At 71.6% G+C, this 17,281-nt stretch carries 13 protein-coding genes; 3 read left to right on the top strand and 10 right to left on the bottom strand.

The annotated features are described in order from the left end of the window. Positions 1–112: 112 nt before the first annotated feature. From QQM67_RS02020 to QQM67_RS01995, 6 genes are all read right to left on the bottom strand, one after another. On the bottom strand, positions 113–1,144 hold the full coding sequence (locus QQM67_RS02020; protein WP_314171759.1) for a BMP family lipoprotein: 1,032 nt from the start codon (positions 1,142–1,144) through the stop codon (positions 113–115). Between the two features lie 754 nt (positions 1,145–1,898). Then, the gene (locus QQM67_RS02015; RefSeq protein WP_314171758.1) at positions 1,899–3,182 is read right to left on the bottom strand and encodes an amidohydrolase; all 1,284 of its coding nucleotides are present in this window, start codon (positions 3,180–3,182) and stop codon (positions 1,899–1,901) included. A gap of 117 nt (positions 3,183–3,299) precedes the next feature. Continuing rightward, complete coding sequence (locus QQM67_RS02010; protein WP_399064884.1) at positions 3,300–4,721, bottom strand: hypothetical protein; 1,422 nt, start codon at positions 4,719–4,721, stop codon at positions 3,300–3,302. Positions 4,722–4,733: 12 nt separating this feature from the next. After that, the gene (locus QQM67_RS02005) at positions 4,734–5,660 is read right to left on the bottom strand and encodes an N-acetylneuraminate synthase family protein (protein WP_314171757.1); all 927 of its coding nucleotides are present in this window, start codon (positions 5,658–5,660) and stop codon (positions 4,734–4,736) included. 40 nt (positions 5,661–5,700) lie between these two features. Then, positions 5,701–6,987 carry an acylneuraminate cytidylyltransferase gene (locus QQM67_RS02000; RefSeq protein WP_314171756.1) on the bottom strand — a complete coding sequence of 429 codons (1,287 nt, stop codon included), beginning with the start codon at positions 6,985–6,987 and terminating at the stop codon, positions 5,701–5,703. Between the two features lie 94 nt (positions 6,988–7,081). Beyond that, entirely contained in the window at positions 7,082–8,443 is a 1,362-nt protein-coding gene (locus QQM67_RS01995) for a DUF6716 putative glycosyltransferase (RefSeq protein WP_314172212.1), read from the bottom strand. A 264-nt stretch (positions 8,444–8,707) separates the two neighbouring features. On the opposite strand from QQM67_RS01995, the gene QQM67_RS01990 reads away from it, so the two are divergent. Beyond that, positions 8,708–9,694, top strand: coding sequence for a glycosyltransferase family 2 protein (locus tag QQM67_RS01990; RefSeq protein ID WP_314171755.1), 987 nt, complete (start codon positions 8,708–8,710; stop codon positions 9,692–9,694). A 32-nt stretch (positions 9,695–9,726) separates the two neighbouring features. Beyond that, on the top strand, positions 9,727–11,133 hold the full coding sequence (locus QQM67_RS01985) for a polysialyltransferase family glycosyltransferase (RefSeq protein WP_314171754.1): 1,407 nt from the start codon (positions 9,727–9,729) through the stop codon (positions 11,131–11,133). Between the two features lie 136 nt (positions 11,134–11,269). On the opposite strand, the gene QQM67_RS01980 is transcribed toward QQM67_RS01985, so the two are convergent. Together QQM67_RS01980 and QQM67_RS01975 are read right to left on the bottom strand one after the other, a co-directional pair. Continuing rightward, entirely contained in the window at positions 11,270–12,673 is a 1,404-nt protein-coding gene (locus QQM67_RS01980) for a GntP family permease (RefSeq protein ID WP_314171753.1), read from the bottom strand. A gap of 135 nt (positions 12,674–12,808) precedes the next feature. Further along, positions 12,809–13,387: a gluconokinase gene (locus tag QQM67_RS01975; RefSeq protein ID WP_314171752.1), complete on the bottom strand. Its 579-nt coding sequence runs from the start codon at positions 13,385–13,387 to the stop codon at positions 12,809–12,811. A 212-nt stretch (positions 13,388–13,599) separates the two neighbouring features. Between QQM67_RS01975 and QQM67_RS01970 the strand changes: the two genes are divergently transcribed. Further along, positions 13,600–14,316 carry a FadR/GntR family transcriptional regulator gene (locus tag QQM67_RS01970; protein ID WP_314171751.1) on the top strand — a complete coding sequence of 239 codons (717 nt, stop codon included), beginning with the start codon at positions 13,600–13,602 and terminating at the stop codon, positions 14,314–14,316. A gap of 21 nt (positions 14,317–14,337) precedes the next feature. On the opposite strand, the gene QQM67_RS01965 is transcribed toward QQM67_RS01970, so the two are convergent. Together QQM67_RS01965 and QQM67_RS01960 are read right to left on the bottom strand one after the other, a co-directional pair. Beyond that, the gene (locus QQM67_RS01965; RefSeq protein WP_314171750.1) at positions 14,338–16,380 is read right to left on the bottom strand and encodes a TetM/TetW/TetO/TetS family tetracycline resistance ribosomal protection protein; all 2,043 of its coding nucleotides are present in this window, start codon (positions 16,378–16,380) and stop codon (positions 14,338–14,340) included. A gap of 184 nt (positions 16,381–16,564) precedes the next feature. After that, a complete protein-coding gene (locus QQM67_RS01960) occupies positions 16,565–17,248 on the bottom strand; it encodes a TetR/AcrR family transcriptional regulator C-terminal domain-containing protein (RefSeq protein WP_314171749.1) in 684 nt (227 codons plus the stop codon). Positions 17,249–17,281: the final 33 nt, after the last annotated feature.

Here is a 17,281-nt window from a genome sequence, read left to right as displayed (position 1 = left end):
CAGGCGGTGGCTGCCTGTGGATACGCCCGATCGCGGACTCCGCGCCCTCCCCCGCTCCGTGTACGGGAGTCGCTGCCGGCCCGCCGTCACGGGCGGCGGGCCGGCGGCGGGGTCACGGAGTGTCCTTGACCTTGATCTTGCCTTCGACGATTTCCTTCTTGGCCTTGTCGATGTCGCTCTGGATGTCGTCGATGAAGCCGCCGGAGGTGGCCAGCGAGACGCCGTCCTCCTTCAGGTCGAAGGCGGTGGTGCCCTTCATCGGCTTCTTGTCCTTGACGCTCTTGACCAGGTCGTACACGGCGACGTCGACGTTCTTGACGGCCGAAGTGAGGATCGCGTCCTTGTACTTGGACAGACCGGGCTGGTTGTACTGGTCGGAGTCGACCCCGATCGCCCAGGCGCCCTTCTTCTTGCTGATCTCCTCGATGGAGCCGACGCCGGACTGGCCGGCCGCGGAGTAGATCACGTCGTTGCCGGAGTCGAGCATGCCCTTGGCCTTGTCCTTGGCGGCGGCCGGGTCGTTGAAGCCCTTGGTGTTGGTCGGGTACAGGTACTGCGAGGTGACCTTGACCTTCGGGTCGGTCTCCTTCACGCCCTGCTCGAAGCCCGCCTGGAACTTCTGGATCAGCGCGTTGTTGACGCCGCCGATGAAGCCGACCTCCTTGGTCTTGGTCTTCTTCGCGGCGGCGACGCCCGCGAGGTAGGACGCCTCGTGCTCGGCGAAGACCAGGCCCGCGACGTTCTTCCCCTCCGAGGGGGAGTCGACGACGCCGAACGTGGTCTTGGGGAACTTCTTGGCGACCTTGTTGACGGACTTGCCGTAGTCGAAGCCGACACCGATGACCGGGTTGTACCCCGCCTCGGCGAGCGAGGTTATGCGCTGCTCGCGGTCGGCCTCGGTCTCGTCGTTACTGGCCGTCATCTCCTTGAAGTTGACACCCAGGTCCTTCTTCGCCTTGTCGACACCACGGGCGGCTGCCTGGTTGAAGGAATGGTCGTCACGCCCGCCGACGTCGAAGGCCAGGCCGACTCCCTTGTCCTTCTTGCCGGCGGACTCTGTTGAACTCTCACCGCACGCGGTGGCGGTCAGGGCGAGGGCCGCGGTGGTGGTGACCGCGGCTGCAAGCTTGGTTACCCGACGCAAGAGGACGTCCCCTTCGGCTCTTGGAAGCGCCTCTTCCGGCGCTGGCTTCCGGCACAGATTAACGCGCGTAGATTTCAGGTAAAGGGGTGCTGGAATGCTGTTATCGGATCGGTGCGAAGGGGGCTGCGCCGCAGGCCAGGAAGGGGTATGGGGGCGGTTCGGGTTGGGGGTTCGCGGGTTCGGGGTGCGGGGTTCGCTTCTGGTGGGTGCGTGGTGCCAGGTGCGGGGCGCTCCGGGGGTCAGTCCGGACGGCATGATTTACGGCCTTTCGCCCCTCGGAACACCCCCGAACCCTCTGGCTAGCGGGCCGCAAATCACGCTTGAGTGTCCGGACATGCCCCCCTGCGCACCCCGCCCCCTCCCGCCGTCCGGCGACTCTCCCTCGGGGCCACAGGGGACCCACCGTTGTCATACTCCCCCCGGGCCCGGCCGCCCGTACGCGTACGTCCAACCGCCCCCGATCAGGGGCCGGTTGAGAGCCGCGGCCGGTCGCCGATCCCGTACGGGAGTGAGGAACTGCCGACCGGAGCCACGAACGGAGACCCGCCGACGGACGGGAGGGGGTGGGGCGCGCAGGCGGTGGTTCCGGGAAACTCAAGCGTGATTAGCGGACCGCAAGCCAAAGAGATCAAAACTGTTCCAGGGGCGAAGGCCGTAAATCATGCCTTCCCGGAGCCGCCGCCGGAGCGGCCCGCCCCCGGCACCAAGAACGCACCGGAAGCGAGCCAACCCGAAAAGGCCACGGGCCGCCCCGTCAGGCCGGAGCCGGAGGGTCCAGGAGCGCGGCCGCCGTGAAGAGTTCGACGCCGACCGTGATCGCCGTCTCGTCGACGTCGAAGTCGCCCTGGTGCAGATCCCGCGAGTGCCGATCCCCCGGCACACGAACCCCGAGCCTCGCCATCGCGCCGGGAACATGCTCCAGGTACCAGGAGAAGTCCTCGCCGCCCAGGCTCTGTTCGGTGTCCTCCACCGTCGGCGTCCCGCGCCGCGCCGTCATCGCCGTACGCAACAGCTCCGTCGTTCCTGCCTCGTTGACGACGGGCGGCACCCCCCGCACGTACGTGATCTCCGACTTCGCACGGTGCAGCGTCGCCGTCTCGTCGATCGCGGCGTGCACCAGATCCGGCGCGTCGCGCCATGCCGCGATGTCCAAGCAGCGGAGCGTGCCGGAGAGTTCGGCCCGCTGCGGCACGACGTTGCACGCGTGGCCTGATTCGATGCGTCCCCATGTCAGCGCCATCCCGGCGCGCGCGTCGACGCGGCGGGAGAGCAGGGCCGGGACCTCGGTGACGAGCTTCGCCGCGGCCGTGACCAGGTCGGTCGTCAGGTGCGGGCGCGCGGTGTGGCCGCCGGGCCCGCTGAGGCTCACCTCGACGCGGTCGCAGGCCGAGGTGATGGGACCGGGGCGCACGCCGATGCGGCCGGCGTCGACGCGAGGGTCGCAGTGGACGGCCAGGATGCGGCCGACCCCGTCGAGCGCGCCGCCGTCGATCGCGTCGGTCGCACCGCCGGGCAGGACCTCCTCGGCGGGCTGGAAGAGGAGCCGCACGGAACGCGTCAGATGGCCCGCGCGCGCGAGATCGGCGAGGACGAGCCCGGCGCCGAGCACGACCGTGGTGTGGACGTCGTGGCCGCACGCGTGGGCGCGGTCGGGGACCGTGGAGCGGTAGGGGACCGACTTGGTGTCCGGGATCGGAAGCGCGTCGATGTCCGCGCGCAGCGCCAGCATCGGACGTACGCCGTCCCACCGCTCGGCGAGACCCGGGTGGATGTCGCAGAGGAGGCCCGTGCCCATCGGCAGGGTGCGGGGCCGCAGACCTGCCTGCTCCAGGCGGGTCTTGATGGCGGCGGTCGTGCGGAACTCCTGGTTGCCCAGTTCCGGATGCATGTGCAGGTCGCGTCTGAAAGCGACCAGTTCCTCGCGAAGTGCGTCGGGAAGTCTGCCGGGCAGTTCTGGGACCACGCCCAGCAGGGCTGCTTCGACTGCTGCTTCGCCGGTCGGATCCACCTCCGGCTCAGGGGACAGGACTCTGTTCATAACCGCAGGGTAGGCGTATTCAGGCCATCGCATGCAGCCGATCCCCCAAAGTTCAGCCCCCCAGGGGACCAAAAATCTTTGGGGACGGCGATTATGTCCCGATGGAGGTGGGTATACCTACGCGCTTCCTCGGGCCGCCTCCGTAGACATGGACGTCCGTGACGGTTGCTGGGAAGCGGGTGCCCCCTGCGGCGGGGCGGGAGCCGTTCCGGTTCCGCCCCCGTGCCGGGGCGGCGGGGGAGCGTCCGTCCCGCCGAGCTTGCGCACCCGGCGGGCGCTGTCCGTGACGCCCGAGAGGAAGCCCTCCGCGCGAGGTGAGGCGCCGGCCGTGAACCACGTGCGGTCCACCTCGCAGACCGCGACCGAGACCGGCGTCCCGGCCAGCGCGAGCGGCAGGGTGTGTACGACGGTGGACGGGAAGCTCACCACGGTCCGGCCGATGGGCCCGCGCCGGGCGACGAGCTCCAGCGGAAGGTCGGGCCGGACGATCTCCAGGCCTGTGGCCGACTTCACGCGGTGAAGTTTCTCGCTGCTCTCGCGGCGGTGCGCGAAGTAGCGGGTGGCGCCGTGCGTACGGGCCAGCGCCGCGACCCCTTCGAGATAGCGCTCGAGGTCGACGACGCCCGTCTCCACGAGGGAGGTCCCCACGAGGTCGGTGCCGCGGGTCAGCCGGGGCGGCCCGAAGCGTGAGCGGGTCCAGGCGAAGTCGTTGGCGGAGACGGTGACGCCCAGCTCGCGCAGCCGCTTGTCGGTCGCGTCGACGGGCATCGAGCTGAAGATCTCGACTCGGCGGACACGGCCCTCGTCGCGCTCACCGGAATCCGCAGGGAGATCCGCCGCCCGCGCCGGTGAGGCCCCCGGGATGAGGCGCGAGCGGGCGCGCCGCGCGAACGGGGCGAAGAGCACGGCCTGTGCCGCCGCCTGCACTCCGGCCGGTGCCGAGCCCTTGCGGTGCCAGCGCACCAGCCTTTCGCCGCCCGCGAGTTGGGAGACGAACTCCATGGTGGCGGTGCCGTCGTCGACCACGACGACGCTGCGGGCGGAGGTGAGCGTGAGGAGCAGCTGCACGTAGCGCGAGAACGGGTCGCCGATGACGACCCGGCGCGCGCGGCGCAGTTCACGCGCGAGCGAGCCGATGGTCTTGAGCGGAGCGGTGGGACCGCCGCGCGCGTCCTCCCAGCGGACCGTGACGCCCTCGTCCCGGGCCAGCTCGGCGACCCTGCGCAGCTGCCCGCGCGTCATCGGGTCGTGCGGCGAGAGGACGACGACGGTCAGGCCGTGCGCCCCCGCGGAGGGCCTCCCGGAAGCGGTCTCCGCGGTGGTCGCCTCCGCGGCAGGCTCCCCGGAATCGGCCTCCGCGGCAGGCTCCCCCGCGGCGGCCTCCTCCCGGCCGCGCGCAGCCGGGAGCGCCGCCGCGGAGTGCGCCCACTCCAGGACGTTGAGGAGCTGTACGGGGCTCTCGACGAAGGCGAGCGTTCCGCCCGTCCTTCTTCCCCGGGTGCTCCCCCGGCGTCCCCCGTCCCGTCCGCTTCGGCTCACGGCGCGGCTCCGTCAGACCCCAGCCGGCTCGGCGGCCGACTCCGCCTCCGCGACGACGCCCTTGACGCGGCGCAGCTTCTCCATGGGCTTCAGCTCGCTCTCGTAGACCTTCTTCACGCCGTCGCCCAGCGACTCCTCGATGGTGCGGATGTCGCGCACCAGCCGCTGGAGGCCGCCCGGCTCGACGGAGGCGGCCTGGTCGGAGCCCCACATCGCGCGGTCGAGGGTGATGTGCCGCTCGACGAAGCACGCGCCGAGCGCGACGGCGGCGAGCGTGGTCTGGAGACCGGTCTCGTGGCCGCTGTAGCCGATGGGCACGTTCGGGAACTCGCGCTCCAGGGTGTGGATCATCCGCAGGTTCAGCTCGCCCGCCTGCGCCGGGTACGTCGAAGTGGCGTGGCAGAGCACGATGTTGGCGCTGCCGAGCACCTCCACCGCGTGCCGGATCTGCTTCGGGGTGGACATGCCGGTGGAGAGGATCACGGAGCGGCCGGTGGCGCGCATGGCGCGCAGCAGCTCGTCGTCGGTGAGCGACGCGGAGGCCACCTTGTAGCAGGGCACGTCGAACTTCTCCAGGAAGGCGACGGATTCGACGTCCCACGGCGAGGCGAACCAGCTGATCCCCCGCTTGCGGCAGTGCTCGTCGATGGCGCGGTAGCCGTCCTCGTCGAACTCGACGCGGTGCCGGTAGTCGATGTAGGTCATCCGGCCCCAGGGGGTGTCGCGTTCGACGTCCCACTGGTCGCGCGGCGTGCACACCTCGGGGGTGCGCTTCTGGAACTTCACGGCGTCGCAGCCCGCTTCGGCCGCGGCGTCGATGAGCGCGAAGGCGTTCTCCAGCTCCCCGTTGTGGTTGATGCCGATCTCGCCGGTGACGTACACGGGGTGTCCGGGGCCGACGGTCTTCTCACCGAGGGTGCGCAGACGGTTGGTGCTCATGAGGACGGTTCTCCTCCATCTCTCTTCATGCTGAGGTGAGTTACAGGGACGGGCCGAGAAGCCAGGAGGCGATCTCGCGGATCGCGCCCTCGCCGCCGGGCGTCGAGGTGATGGCGCGTGCCGCCTCGCGCACGACCTCGTGCGCGCCCGCGACGGCCACAGGCCAGCCGACGAGGTTGAAGCAGGGCAGATCGTTGACGTCGTTGCCCGCGTAGAGCACGCGCTCGGGCCCGATGCCCTTCTCCTCGCACCACTGCTTGAGTGCGAGGTCCTTGCGGTCGATGCCGTGCAGTACGGGGATCCGCAGCTTGCGGGCCCGCGCGGCGACGACCGGGTTCTCTTCCGTGGAGAGGATCAGCAGCTCCAGACCGTCGCGGCGGAGCGCCGCGACGCCGAGGCCGTCGCCGCGGTGCACGGCGACCAGTTCCCGTCCTTCGGAGTCGATCAGCACCCTGTCGTCCGTCTGGGTGCCGTCGAAGTCGAGTACGACCGCGTCGACGTCGTCGCGGGCGGGCAGCGCGCGCGGGTGCGGCTCGTCGAGCAGCGGCGCGAGCGCGCGGGCCCGCGCGAGGTCGTGCGGGTCGTCGATCTCCAGGACCCGCGCCGGGTCCGTACGGACCGGCTCGGTGCGCCCGAAGAAGCGGTGTCCGGCCTTGCGGAAGCCGGCGGCGTCCATGGCGTAGGCGGCGCCCGTCTCCAGCAGGTCCTGAGGACGGTCCTGGCGGCGCGGCCGGAAAGCCTTGTCGTGGTTGACGCCGAAGCCGCCCGTCGCCTCCTCGTCGGTGCCGTCGCGCCACACGAAGCCGTGGAAGGGAGCCACGGTCAGGGCGCTGTCCGCGCCGCCCTCGACGACCGCGCCGGCCACGGCGTCGATGTCGTCACGGGTGATGAACGGGCTGGTGCACTGGACGAGCAGCACCGCGTCGACCTGCGCTCCCGTACGGGCCTCGCAGACGTCCACGGCGTGCAGGACGGCGGCCTCGCTCGTCGCGGTGTCCCCGGCTATCTCGCCCGGCCGCTCGACGACTTGGGCGCCGGCGGCGCGTGCCGCGTCGGCTATCGCGGAGTCGTCCGTCGACACCGCGACGTCGGTGACGAGCTCCGCGCCGAGACAGGCCCGTACGGCCCTGGCCACCAGGGGTTCGCCGCCCACGGTCGCGAGGTTCTTCGCGGGCACGCCCTTCGAGCCGCCGCGGGCGGGGATCACGGCGAGCACGCGGCGGACGCCGGCTCCGGAGGCCGCTGTCCCCGCCGGTCCCGTCTCCGGGCCCGTCGCCGTCCCTGGCCCTGTCTCGGGACGTGTCCCGGTGTCGGACAGCTCGGTCATGTCAGCTCCTCGGCGGTGAGTGGGGGGATTCGGCGCGCGCCGGCGGACGGGCCGCGCGGCGCGGAGTGGCAGGGCGCCCGGCGCCCGTGTCCCGTCACAGCTCCCCCATGCGGCGGATCACGGGCGCCACGCGCTGGACGCCGTGCCGGTACGCCCCGCGCGCCGCGTCCCGTACGGCGCCGCGTACGGCCGCCCGTACACCGGTGGCGGCGCCCGCCGCGGCGGCCTTCGCGGCCCCGGGCAGCAGCGCGCCATCGGCGTCGAAGCCGTAGCGGGCCAGGACGCCCGGCAGATATCCGGGCGCGGTCGTGGGCGTGTAGTACGGCGCGATCGCGGGCAGCCGTTCGCGCTCCGCGAGCGCGGCGACCCGGTCACGCGCGGCGTCGAAGGCGCGCTCGTACGGGCCACCCGGCAGCACTCCCTGCCGCGCCGTCCACCCGGCGTCGGCCGACGGCAGATGCCCGGCGTCGAGCTCGTCCCACGAGGCGAGGCAGCCGGAGCCGAGGAAGTGGTGGTTGCCCAGCGCTTCCCGTACGCCCAGGTCGGTCAGGACGGCGGTGGGGATCGCGCGGTGCAGCGACTCCAGCGCGGCGGTCGAGCTGACGGTGACGAGCAGGTCCGTACGGTCCAGAACCTCGCTCATGTGCCCGTATACGAGGCGGCAGTTGGGCGGCAGGCCGCCGGGCAGCCGGTCGGCGAGCCGCTGGTACGGCTGCTCCTCGATGTGCGTGGTGTGCTCGCCCGGGCGGCTGCGGAGCTTGATCAGCACCTCGCGCCCGGGGTGTGCGCGGGCGTGCTCGGCGGCACGGCGCAGCAGATAGGCGCGGTCGTCGCGGCCCGCGGGCACCGACGGCTGCGCCGCGAAGACGACGGTGAACGGCCGCTGCGTGCAAGGGCCTTCGTAGTGCGCGCCGCCGAGGAAGGGCAGCGCGCCCTCCGTGACGGCGGAGGCGTCGGCCCCGACGCCCTCGTAGACGCCGCGGAAACGCTCGGCGTCGTAACGGGAGTTGGCGAGGACGACGTCCGCACCGTGGCGCAGCAGCAGCCCGTCGGCGAGCTTCTCGTAGACGACGCCGACGTAGCCGGTGACGGTGACGGGGCGGCGCACGCCGTCGCGTGCGGCTTCCGGCGCACCTTCCCCTTCTTCTTCCTGCTTCCCTTCCTGCTCCCCGTGCGCGCGCGACGCGTGCGCCATGCCGTGCAGCATCGCCTGCACGGCGCCGCCGACGCAGGCGAGGACGACCACGTCGTAGGCGCTCCGGTCCGCGGCCTCCCCCACGAAGGCCGCGCCGGTCGTCTCCCGCAGCGAGTCCACGTCGACGCCGACCTCGGCGAGCTGCCGGGGCGTCGGGGTCGCACGCCCGCGCAGCAGCCGCCCGTCGACGCGGGCGCCGGGCGCGATGCGGCGGGCGGTGAGCGCCCCCCATTTCCAGCGGGTATCGGAATCCGCGAGCACCACCGCGCGCAGCGGCCGGAGCGGGGAAGCGGAATCCGCGGAATGCTCCCCGGAAGCAGAAGGGATGTGTGATGGCACGTCTACGACGCTAGAAAGCAATTCCGGAGCCCGGCCCAACGGCAATACAACAACTGGTTAACAGCGCACCGCCGACCGGCCAACTGGCCCGCCGGAATGCGGATTCACCATCCCGCCACGCGCCGTTCACCGGTGATTGCCGCGCAGGCCACAATCGGGGCGGGGGGCGGCTCTATGGTCGGCCGGGTGGTCAATCTCTCCGTCATCGTGCCGTTCTACAACGTGCAGTCCTTCGCCCCGGAAGCAATCAGAAGCCTACGCGCGAATGCGCGCGAGGACATCGAATTCATTCTCGTCGACGACTGTTCGACGGATGACACCCCGGAGATTCTCGCCGAAGCGGAGCGGGAACTGAGCGGGGCCGTCCTCGTACGGCACGAAAGCAACGGCGGCCTGGCGACGGCACGCAACACCGGCCTGGACGCATCCCGCGGCAGATATCTCACGTTCCTCGACGGCGACGACTGGCTCGCGCCGGGCTACTACCCCAGGCTGCTCGCCACGATCGAGAAGCTGGGCTGCGACTTCGTACGCACCGACCATGTGAGCTGCACCGCCCGCGCCCGCACCATCGCGCGCGTCCCGCACGGCCGCCGCGGCGTGGTCATGGACCCGCGCGATGCGATCCTCCCGGCAGAACGCACCACGTCCGTCGACTACGCCTACGCCTGGGCGGGCATCTACCACCGCCGGCTGCTGGACGACGGGCTGCTCCACTTCACCCACGGGCTGCGCACCGCCGAGGACCGGCCGTGGATCTGGCGGCTGCACCGCGAGGCGAAGTCCTTCGCCGCCGTCGGGCTGATGGGCGTGTACTACCGGCGCGGTGTCGCGTCCTCGCTGACCCAGATCGGCGACGTACGGCAGCTGGACTTCATCCGGGCCTTCGACCAGGTCATCGAAGAGACGGCACGGGACCGGGACGCGGAGTCGCTGCTGCCGAAGGCCGTACGCACGTACTGCGCGATCATCTCCCACCATCTGACGAGCGGAAGGTTCCAGCCCCGCGTCGAGCGCGAACTGCGTGCGCGCAGCGCGGCGGCGCTCCGGCGGCTTCCCTCCGGGGTGCTCTCCGACGCCCTGGACTCGATGGACGTCGAGCGCGCCTCCCGGCTGCGCAGGCTGCGCCGCCGCCCCGCCGTCTTCCGCCACGCGCCGGGACAGGCAGCGTGAGAGCAACAGACCCCACAGGAGCGACCGACCGCATGCGTACGCAGATCTTCTTCGCCTCCACCCTCTACGGCGCCGCGACGCTCGCCGCCGCCATCGACGCCGGGAGCTTCCGGGACGGCGACCGGCGCCTGCTGCTGGTGAGCAACAACGCGGCCAGCCCGGAGACCGTGCCGCCGCTGGACGCCACACCCGGATTCGAGCGGCTGCGCGGCCGCTTCGACCGCGTGCTGTCGTGGAACGAGGCCATCTGGCCCTTCCATCCCGGGGGTTGGTCGCCGCGTACGGACGACGTGCCGATGTGGGAGCGGTATCTGCGGCTGCTGTGGGGCCTCGGCGACGACGAGGTGGAGCTCGTCGTCGAGTCCATCCAGGTCGAACCCGCCCTCGCCGTCGCCCGGATGTTCCCCGACGCGCCCCTGGAGGTGTACGCGGACGGGCTGATGAGCTACGGGCCCACCCGCAACAAGCTGGAGCCGCTGGTCGGTTCGCGCGTCCGGCGGCTGCTCCATCTCGACCTGCTCCCCGGTGTTGAGCCGCTGCTGCTCACGGAGTTCGGCGTCGAGAGCGAGGTCGTGCCGACCGACGCCTTCAAGTCCGTACTGGGAGAGCTGGCGCAGGACGTGCCGCCGAGCGTGTCTGCCGCGCCGCAGGGCGGCGCGCTGCTGCTCGGGCAGTACATGTCGGCGCTGGAGATCCTCACGCCCGCGGAGGAGGAGCAGCTCCATCTCCAGATGCTGCGGGGCGCCGCGCGGCGCGGGCACAGCAGCGTGGTGTTCAAGCCGCACCCCGTCGCTCCGGCCCGCTTCTCGCGGGCCCTGGAGAAGGAGGCCGGCGAACTCGGCGTCGAACTGCTGGTGTTGAACACTCCCATGCTGGCCGAGGTGCTGTACGAGCAGATGCGGCCGGAGCTCGTCGTGGGCTGCTTCTCGACGGCGCTGCTGACGGCCGCGTCGTTCTACGGGCTGAACGTCGCCCGTACGGGGACGGGGCTGCTGCTTGAGCGGGTCGCGCCGTACCAGAACAGCAACCGGGTTCCGGTCACGCTCGTGGACGCGCTGCTGCCGGACGTCGGCGAGGACACGGCGGGGGCCGGGGACGCGAACAAGACCGGTGCCGGCAACGAGGCCGCGTCCGGGGCCGGTTCGGGCTCCTGGCGCATGCCGGACGCCGCGGAGACCGAGCGGAGGCTCACCGGGCTGCTGCGTGCGGTCGGCTACTGCATGCAGCCCGAGATCCAGCCGGGGCTGCGCGGCGACGCGGAGCGGTATCTCTCCGCGGAGCTCAACTCCCGTACGCGGCGCTACTTCAAGCGGCGCCGCCTCACGGCGCTGGCCCTGCCGGGCGGCATGACACGGCAGTTCGCGTTCCTGCGGCGCAGGCCCACGGTGCGCAGGGCGGCGCGGCGCGTACGTGCGCTGAAGCGCGCGGCGATGGGCTGACGGCCCGGCCGGCCTCCTGGACGGCCGGACACCTGGCCGCCTGGCCGCCTGGCCACCTGCACAGAGACGCGAAAACGCCGCCCCTTCCCCGGAGTTGGAAGCCCGTGGGAAGGGGCGGCGTTCTGCCGTACGGACGCTAGACCACGAGCCAGAGGAGCAACAGGAAGATCAGGGCGACGACGGAGATCAGCGTCTCCATCACCGACCACGTCTTGATCGTCTGGCCGACGCTCATCCCGAAGTACTCCTTCACCAGCCAGAAGCCCGCGTCGTTGACGTGGCTGAAGAAGAGCGAGCCCGCCCCGACCGCCAGCACCAGCAGCGCGGACTGCGCGGTGCTCATGTCGCCCGCCAGCGGCGCGACGAGGCCGGCGGCCGAGATGGTCGCCACCGTCGCGGAACCGGTCGCGAGCCGGATGCACACCGCGATCAGCCAGCCCAGCAGCAGCGCCGGAACGGACCAGCTCTTGGAGAAGTCCAGGATCATCTCGCCGATCCCCACGTCGACCAGCGTCTGCTTGAAACCGCCTCCCGCCGCGACGATCAGCAGGATTCCGGCGATCGGCATCAGAGACGTCTCGACGGTGGAGGTGATCCGTCCCTTCGTGAACCCGGCGGCCCTGCCCAGCGTGAACATCGCGACGATCACCGCGGCGAGGAGCGCGATCAGCGGCGATCCGGCCACGTCCATGATCCGCTGCACGGTGTTGCCGGGGTCGTCGATGACGATGTCCGTCAGGGCCTTCGCGAGCATCAGCACCACGGGCAGCAGCACCGTGCCGACCGTGACCGCGAACCTCGGCCGCTGCTCCAGGTCTTCGGACGGGCGCTGCGGGACGATCCCCTCCGGAGGCTGCACGTCGACCCACTTCGCCGCGAAGCGCGCGAAGAGCGGCCCCGACACGACGAGCGTCGGGACGCCGACGAGCACGCCGAAGGCGAGCGTCACGCCGAGGTTGGCGTGTACGGAGTCGATCGCGGCGAGCGGGCCGGGGTGCGGAGGCACCAGGCCGTGCATCACGGAGAGCCCCGCGAGGGCGGGTATTCCGATGCGGATGAGGGAGAGGTTGCCGCGCCGTGCGACGAGCAGCAGCACGGGGATCATCAGCACGAGGCCGACCTCGAAGAAGAGCGGCAGCCCGATGATTCCCGCGATCAGCGCCATCGCCCACGGCATGGCGCGCTCGCTCGTCCTGGCGAGGATCGTGTCGACGATCTCGTCGGCGCCTCCGGAGTCCGCGAGGAGCTTGCCGAGCATCGCGCCCAGCGCGATGAGGACGCCCACTCCGGAGACCGTGTCGCCCAGTCCCGTGGAGAAGCTCTCGATGGTCTTCTCCAGCGGGGCGGCGGCCACGGCACCCAGTACGAGCGTGCCGAGGGTGAGCGCCAGGAACGCGTGGACCTTGAAGCGCGTGATGAGGAGGACGATGACGGCGATACCGGCCAGGGCGGCGAGCCCCAGCTGAAGGTGGCCGGCGGAGCTGATCGGATCTATCGGCTCCGGACCGGCCGCCAGTATCTCGGCACTGAGATGGCGCACGGCTCTTCCTTGTCGACGTACGGACGGGGGTTAGGGGATGTGGGGGATGGCTGTGGTTGTGGGGCCCATGGCGGCCCGCGCCGGCACAGATGCCGGGAAACCCGAGGAAAACTGGGGTGGTTGGGGCCGCCGCGCCTACGGCGGGGCGGCGGGCGACTCCTCCGGCAGACCCGCGCGGAGCCCCTCCCGTGCCGCGGGCCGCTCACGGAGCACCGCGAGAGCCCGCCGGGTCACGGCCTCCGGACCCGCAAGCACCGGGACGGCAGCCCCGGGCTCGTCCGGCTCCAGCGGCTCCAGCGTCGCGAACTGCGAATCCAGCAGCGTCAGCGGCATGAAGTGGTCGCGGCGCTCCGCCATGCGCCGGGCGATGAGGGCCCGGTCTCCGGTGAGGTGCACGAAGAAGACGCCGGGCGCGGCCGTGCGCAGCCGGTCACGGTAGGCGCGCTTGAGCGCCGAGCAGCTGACGACCCCGCCGCTGCGCTCCCGCTCGGCCGCCCACTCGCCGATGGCGTCGAGCCAGGGCGCGCGGTCGGCGTCGTCCAGGGCCTGGCCCGCGGTCATCTTGGCGACGTTCGCCGGCGGGTGGAAGGCGTCGGCCTCGGCGTAGGGCACGTCCAGCGCCTCGGCGAGCAGCGCCCCCACGGTGGTCTTGCCGGTACCGGCGACCCCCATGACGACCACGGCGCCGAGCGGCGCGCTCTCCGCGGAACCCATGTGCACCTCGCTGTCTCCACATCCGGACCTCGTCCGGGCTTGTTCCGGGCTTGTTCCGGGCTTCGTCGGGCGCCGCACACTCAACCCCATTACGTCACACGTATTCAATAGGTCGAGCGCAATTCGTCATACTTAATTGCCGTGACGGCCACCACGTACGCTGAGTCCGACGGAGGCCGGCGACGGGCGGGGCCAGACGACACGGGAGACTCATGTCCAGCCAGGCTGCGGAGAGCCGGGGGCGGGGGCTGCACGCGCGGCTGCTCGGCCGGCTCGGGCCCGCGATCACCGCAGGCGACTATCCGCCGGGCACGGTCCTGCTCACGGACGAGCTGGCCGAGCGGTACGAGGTCTCGCGCACGGTCGTGCGCGAGGCGGTGCGGGTGCTGGAGTCCATGCATCTCGTGGAGTCGCGCCGCCGGGTCGGCGTGACCGTCCTGCCGACCGAGCAGTGGAACGTCTTCGACCCGCAGGTGATCACCTGGCGGCTCGCCGGCTCCGACCGGCCGCGGCAGCTGCGCTCGCTGACGAGGCTGCGTTCCGCCGTGGAACCGGTGGCCGCGCGGCTCGCGGCGGAGCTGGCCACACCCGAGGAGTGCGCCGAACTGACCGAGCACGCCCTGGGGATGGTGCGCACCTCACGCGGCCAGCAGCTGGAGAACTACCTCGTGCACGACGTCGCGTTCCACCGCGTGATACTGCGGGCCTCGCGCAACGAGATGTTCGCGCGGCTCGGCGATGTGGTGGCCGCCGTCCTCACCGGACGCACCGAGCACGAGGTGATGTTCAGCGATCCCCGCCAGGAGGCCGTCACCATGCACGTCCAGGTCGCCGAGGCCGTACGGGAGGGGGACGGCGCGAACGCCGAGCGCGTGATGCGGACCATCACCGAGGACGCCCTGGCCGAACTGGACGTCCTCGCGCCGTGACCGCCCGCCCCGCCGGCGGCGTCATGCGCCCGCGACCCTCCGTACGACGCGCAGCAGATACTCCTTCCTGTTGAGCGGGTCGTGGTCGGTGCGCGGGCGCGAGGGGATCTCCCCCACCACCGGCCGGTAGTGGGCGAATTCGCACTCCAGCACGCCCTCCCCGCTTGTCAGCGTGGGGAGTTGCTGCTCCAGCTCGTGCACGCGCGCCGCCGGGATCTCGCCCTCCAGGAGATACGCGTCGCCCTTCGTCACGGGCGCCTGCGGCACCGCGCGCAGACGCGAGAGCACCGGCAGTACGGCGCCGAAGGACTCCGCGGGGATCTCCAGCCGGAAGTGGTTCATCGGCTCGTGCACCGTCGTTCCGGCCCGCCGCAGGGCCTCCATCACGACGAGCGGGGTGAGTTGGCGGAAGTCGGCGCCCGTGCTCGACATGCTCTTGTCGAAGACGGCGTGGGCGTGGCTCTGGCGCGGTGCGTAGCCCGAGTGCGTCATCGTCACGGTGCAGTCCGGGATCTGCCAGCCGTGGACGCCCTCGCGCAGCGTCTCGCGGACGGTGTCCTCGACGGCCCTCATGAACGCGTAGGGCATGGAGCCGAGTTCGACCTCCAGCCCGTACCGCACGCCGCTGCCCGGCGGCGCCGGTTCGATGCGCAGCCCGACGGTCGCGAGGAACGGATTGGGATCCTTGTTCATGATCTCCGCGGCGGAGCCGGGCCCGTCGAGCCGTTCGATGCAGATGGTGGTGGACTCGCGGAAGGCGACGTCGAGGCCGAACTCGTCGGCGAGCGTGGCCTGTACGACCTCCTTCTGCACCTCGCCGTAGAGCGACAGGTGGATCTCGCCGCGCAGTTCGTCCTGCCGCAGTCCGATCAGCGGGTCCTGCTCGGCGAGTTGGGTGAGCGCCGTGTGGAGTGCGCCCCGGTCCTCGGGCCTGGCGGGAGTGACGACGGTCTCCAGCGTGGGCGGCGCGAAGTGGTGCTGTTCGCGCGCCGCGCCGCGCACCACCTCGGCCGCGCCGACCGTGTCGCCGATCCGGACGCCGGCGAGGCCGCGCAGCTTGCCGATGCGTCCGGCCGCGACGTACGGGCGCGGGACGTCCTTCCCCTGCTCGAAGACGTCGATGCCGGTGACCTTGCCCTCACGTCCGTCACCGGCGCCGCGGTCGTCCTGGTCGTCGCCGGCGCCGCCGTGCGGCAGCCGGTCGCGCACGCGGACGGTCCCGGCGAACATGCGCACGTAGGCGCACTTCTGCCCGCCCGCGGTGCGCTCGACCTTGAAGACAGTTCCGTGGGCGGGCGCGCGGGGGTCCCCCTCGGCGGCGGGCAGCAGCTCCCTGAGCCCCGCCGTCAGCGCGTCCACGCCCGCGCCGGTGATGGCCGAACCGAAGAAGACCGGGTGGACCACGCCCCGTCGGGACTGGGCAGCCAGCTCCTCGCGCAGCCGCCCGGGAGAGAGCGCCTGCTCGTCCTCGACGTACGCGGCGAGCAGCTCGTCGTCGTGCTCGGCGAGCACCTCGGCGAGGCGCGCGGCGAAACCGGCGTCGGACGCGCCGTACGGGGTGAACTCGGCGGCGCGCGTGCCGAGCCGGCGCACCCGCCCCATCGGGACGGCGGCGGGCGTCAGCTTCTCCGCGATCCTCCGCAGAACCGGCCCGTACCTCGCTCCGGCGCGGTCGATCTTGTTGACGAAGAGAAGGGTGGGGATGTTCAGGCGCAGCAGCGTCCGCATCAGTACGCGGGTCTGCGGCTGCACCCCCTCGACGGCGGAGATCACGAGCACGGCGCCGTCGAGCACGCTGAGGACCCGTTCCACCTCGGCGATGAAGTCGGGGTGGCCGGGGGTGTCGATCAGATCGACGGTCACGTCGCCGAGAGCGAACGAGACGACGGCGGACTTGATGGTGATCCCCCGCTGCCTCTCCAGCGCCAGGGAGTCGGTCAGGGTGCTGCCGTCGTCGACGCTGCCGACCTCGTCGATGACACCGGCGGCGTGCAGCAGCCGCTCGGTCAGGCTCGTCTTACCGGCGTCTACATGCGCCAGGATTCCCAGGTTGAGCGTTTTCACAGAGCGTCATGTCCTCGGAGTGGATGGAGATTCCGTTCGGGATGGACATGAACGCTCGCCGCATTGCCTCTCCTCGGGTCAGCCTGTGCTGTCGCCGTGGAGCACAGCAGAGCCGGGCCACGGAGAGCAACCGGTTTTCGGCCCGCCCACGGGCCGTCGCGAGGCGGCCGTCACGGCGCGGCCGTCACGGGGCCGTGCGCGGGCCGAGGCTCGCGGCGACGCCGGCGATGACGACCGCCAGGCCCTCCTCGAACCGCGCGTCGTAGTCGCGGAAGAGGTCGGCGCCCGCCTGGGCGGCGAGGGGGAACTCCGATCCGATCGAGCCGGACCGCTGAGCCACGTCGTAACCGGGGTCGCGCTCGCCGGGCATGGGCTCCACGGCCTGCTGCTCGATCACGAAGCCCTCGGTGAAGACGAAGACGATGAAGAAGGCGCGCGCGGCGGCTCCCGGTGAGAAGCCCGCCGCCACCAGGCGCCGCAGATACGCCTCCTGGTGCGCGGCGTGGCCCGTGTCGGTGAGGCGGGTGCCCGCGAAGACCTTCGCGCCGTCCCGGTAGCGCAGCAGCGCGCGGCGCAGACCCCGTCCGGTCTCCGCCAGCAGCTCCTGCCAGCTCGTGTCCGCGGGCGGGGCCTCTCCGGGCGCGGAGCCCTCCCCGGCGCTCATGTCCCGCAGCATCGCGGTGGCCATCTCGTCCAGCAGCTCCTGCTTGTTCCGCACGTGCCAGTAGAGCGCGGGCGCCTGGACGTTCAGCTCCTTGGCCAGACGGCGCAGGGTGAGCCCGTCGAGACCCACTTCGTTCAGCAGTCGCAGCGCCGTGCCCACGACACGTGAACGGTCCAGCGCCGGCTTCCCTTTCGCCTTCACCACGTTGACAACTTAACACCGTTAAGCGCATTCTCT

It is taken from the genome of Streptomyces winkii (assembly GCF_032248595.1).
GTDB classification, from domain to species: domain Bacteria; phylum Actinomycetota; class Actinomycetes; order Streptomycetales; family Streptomycetaceae; genus Streptomyces; species Streptomyces winkii.
Note: the sequence above shows the minus strand (reverse complement) of the source record. Positions and strands in the feature narration are given on the sequence as shown.

Bases quoted from the DNA above. Each gene is read 5' to 3' on its own strand.
- QQM67_RS02015 (WP_314171758.1), bottom strand. From the start codon at position 3,182: ATGAACAGAGTCCTGTCCCCTGAGCCGGAGGTGGATCCGACCGGCGAA.
- QQM67_RS02005 (WP_314171757.1), bottom strand. From the start codon at position 5,660: ATGAGCACCAACCGTCTGCGCACCCTCGGTGAGAAGACCGTCGGCCCC.
- QQM67_RS02000 (WP_314171756.1), bottom strand. From the start codon at position 6,987: ATGACCGAGCTGTCCGACACCGGGACACGTCCCGAGACAGGGCCAGGG.
- QQM67_RS01985 (WP_314171754.1), top strand. From the start codon at position 9,727: ATGCGTACGCAGATCTTCTTCGCCTCCACCCTCTACGGCGCCGCGACG.
- QQM67_RS01975 (WP_314171752.1), bottom strand. From the start codon at position 13,387: ATGGGTTCCGCGGAGAGCGCGCCGCTCGGCGCCGTGGTCGTCATGGGG.
- QQM67_RS01970 (WP_314171751.1), top strand. From the start codon at position 13,600: ATGTCCAGCCAGGCTGCGGAGAGCCGGGGGCGGGGGCTGCACGCGCGG.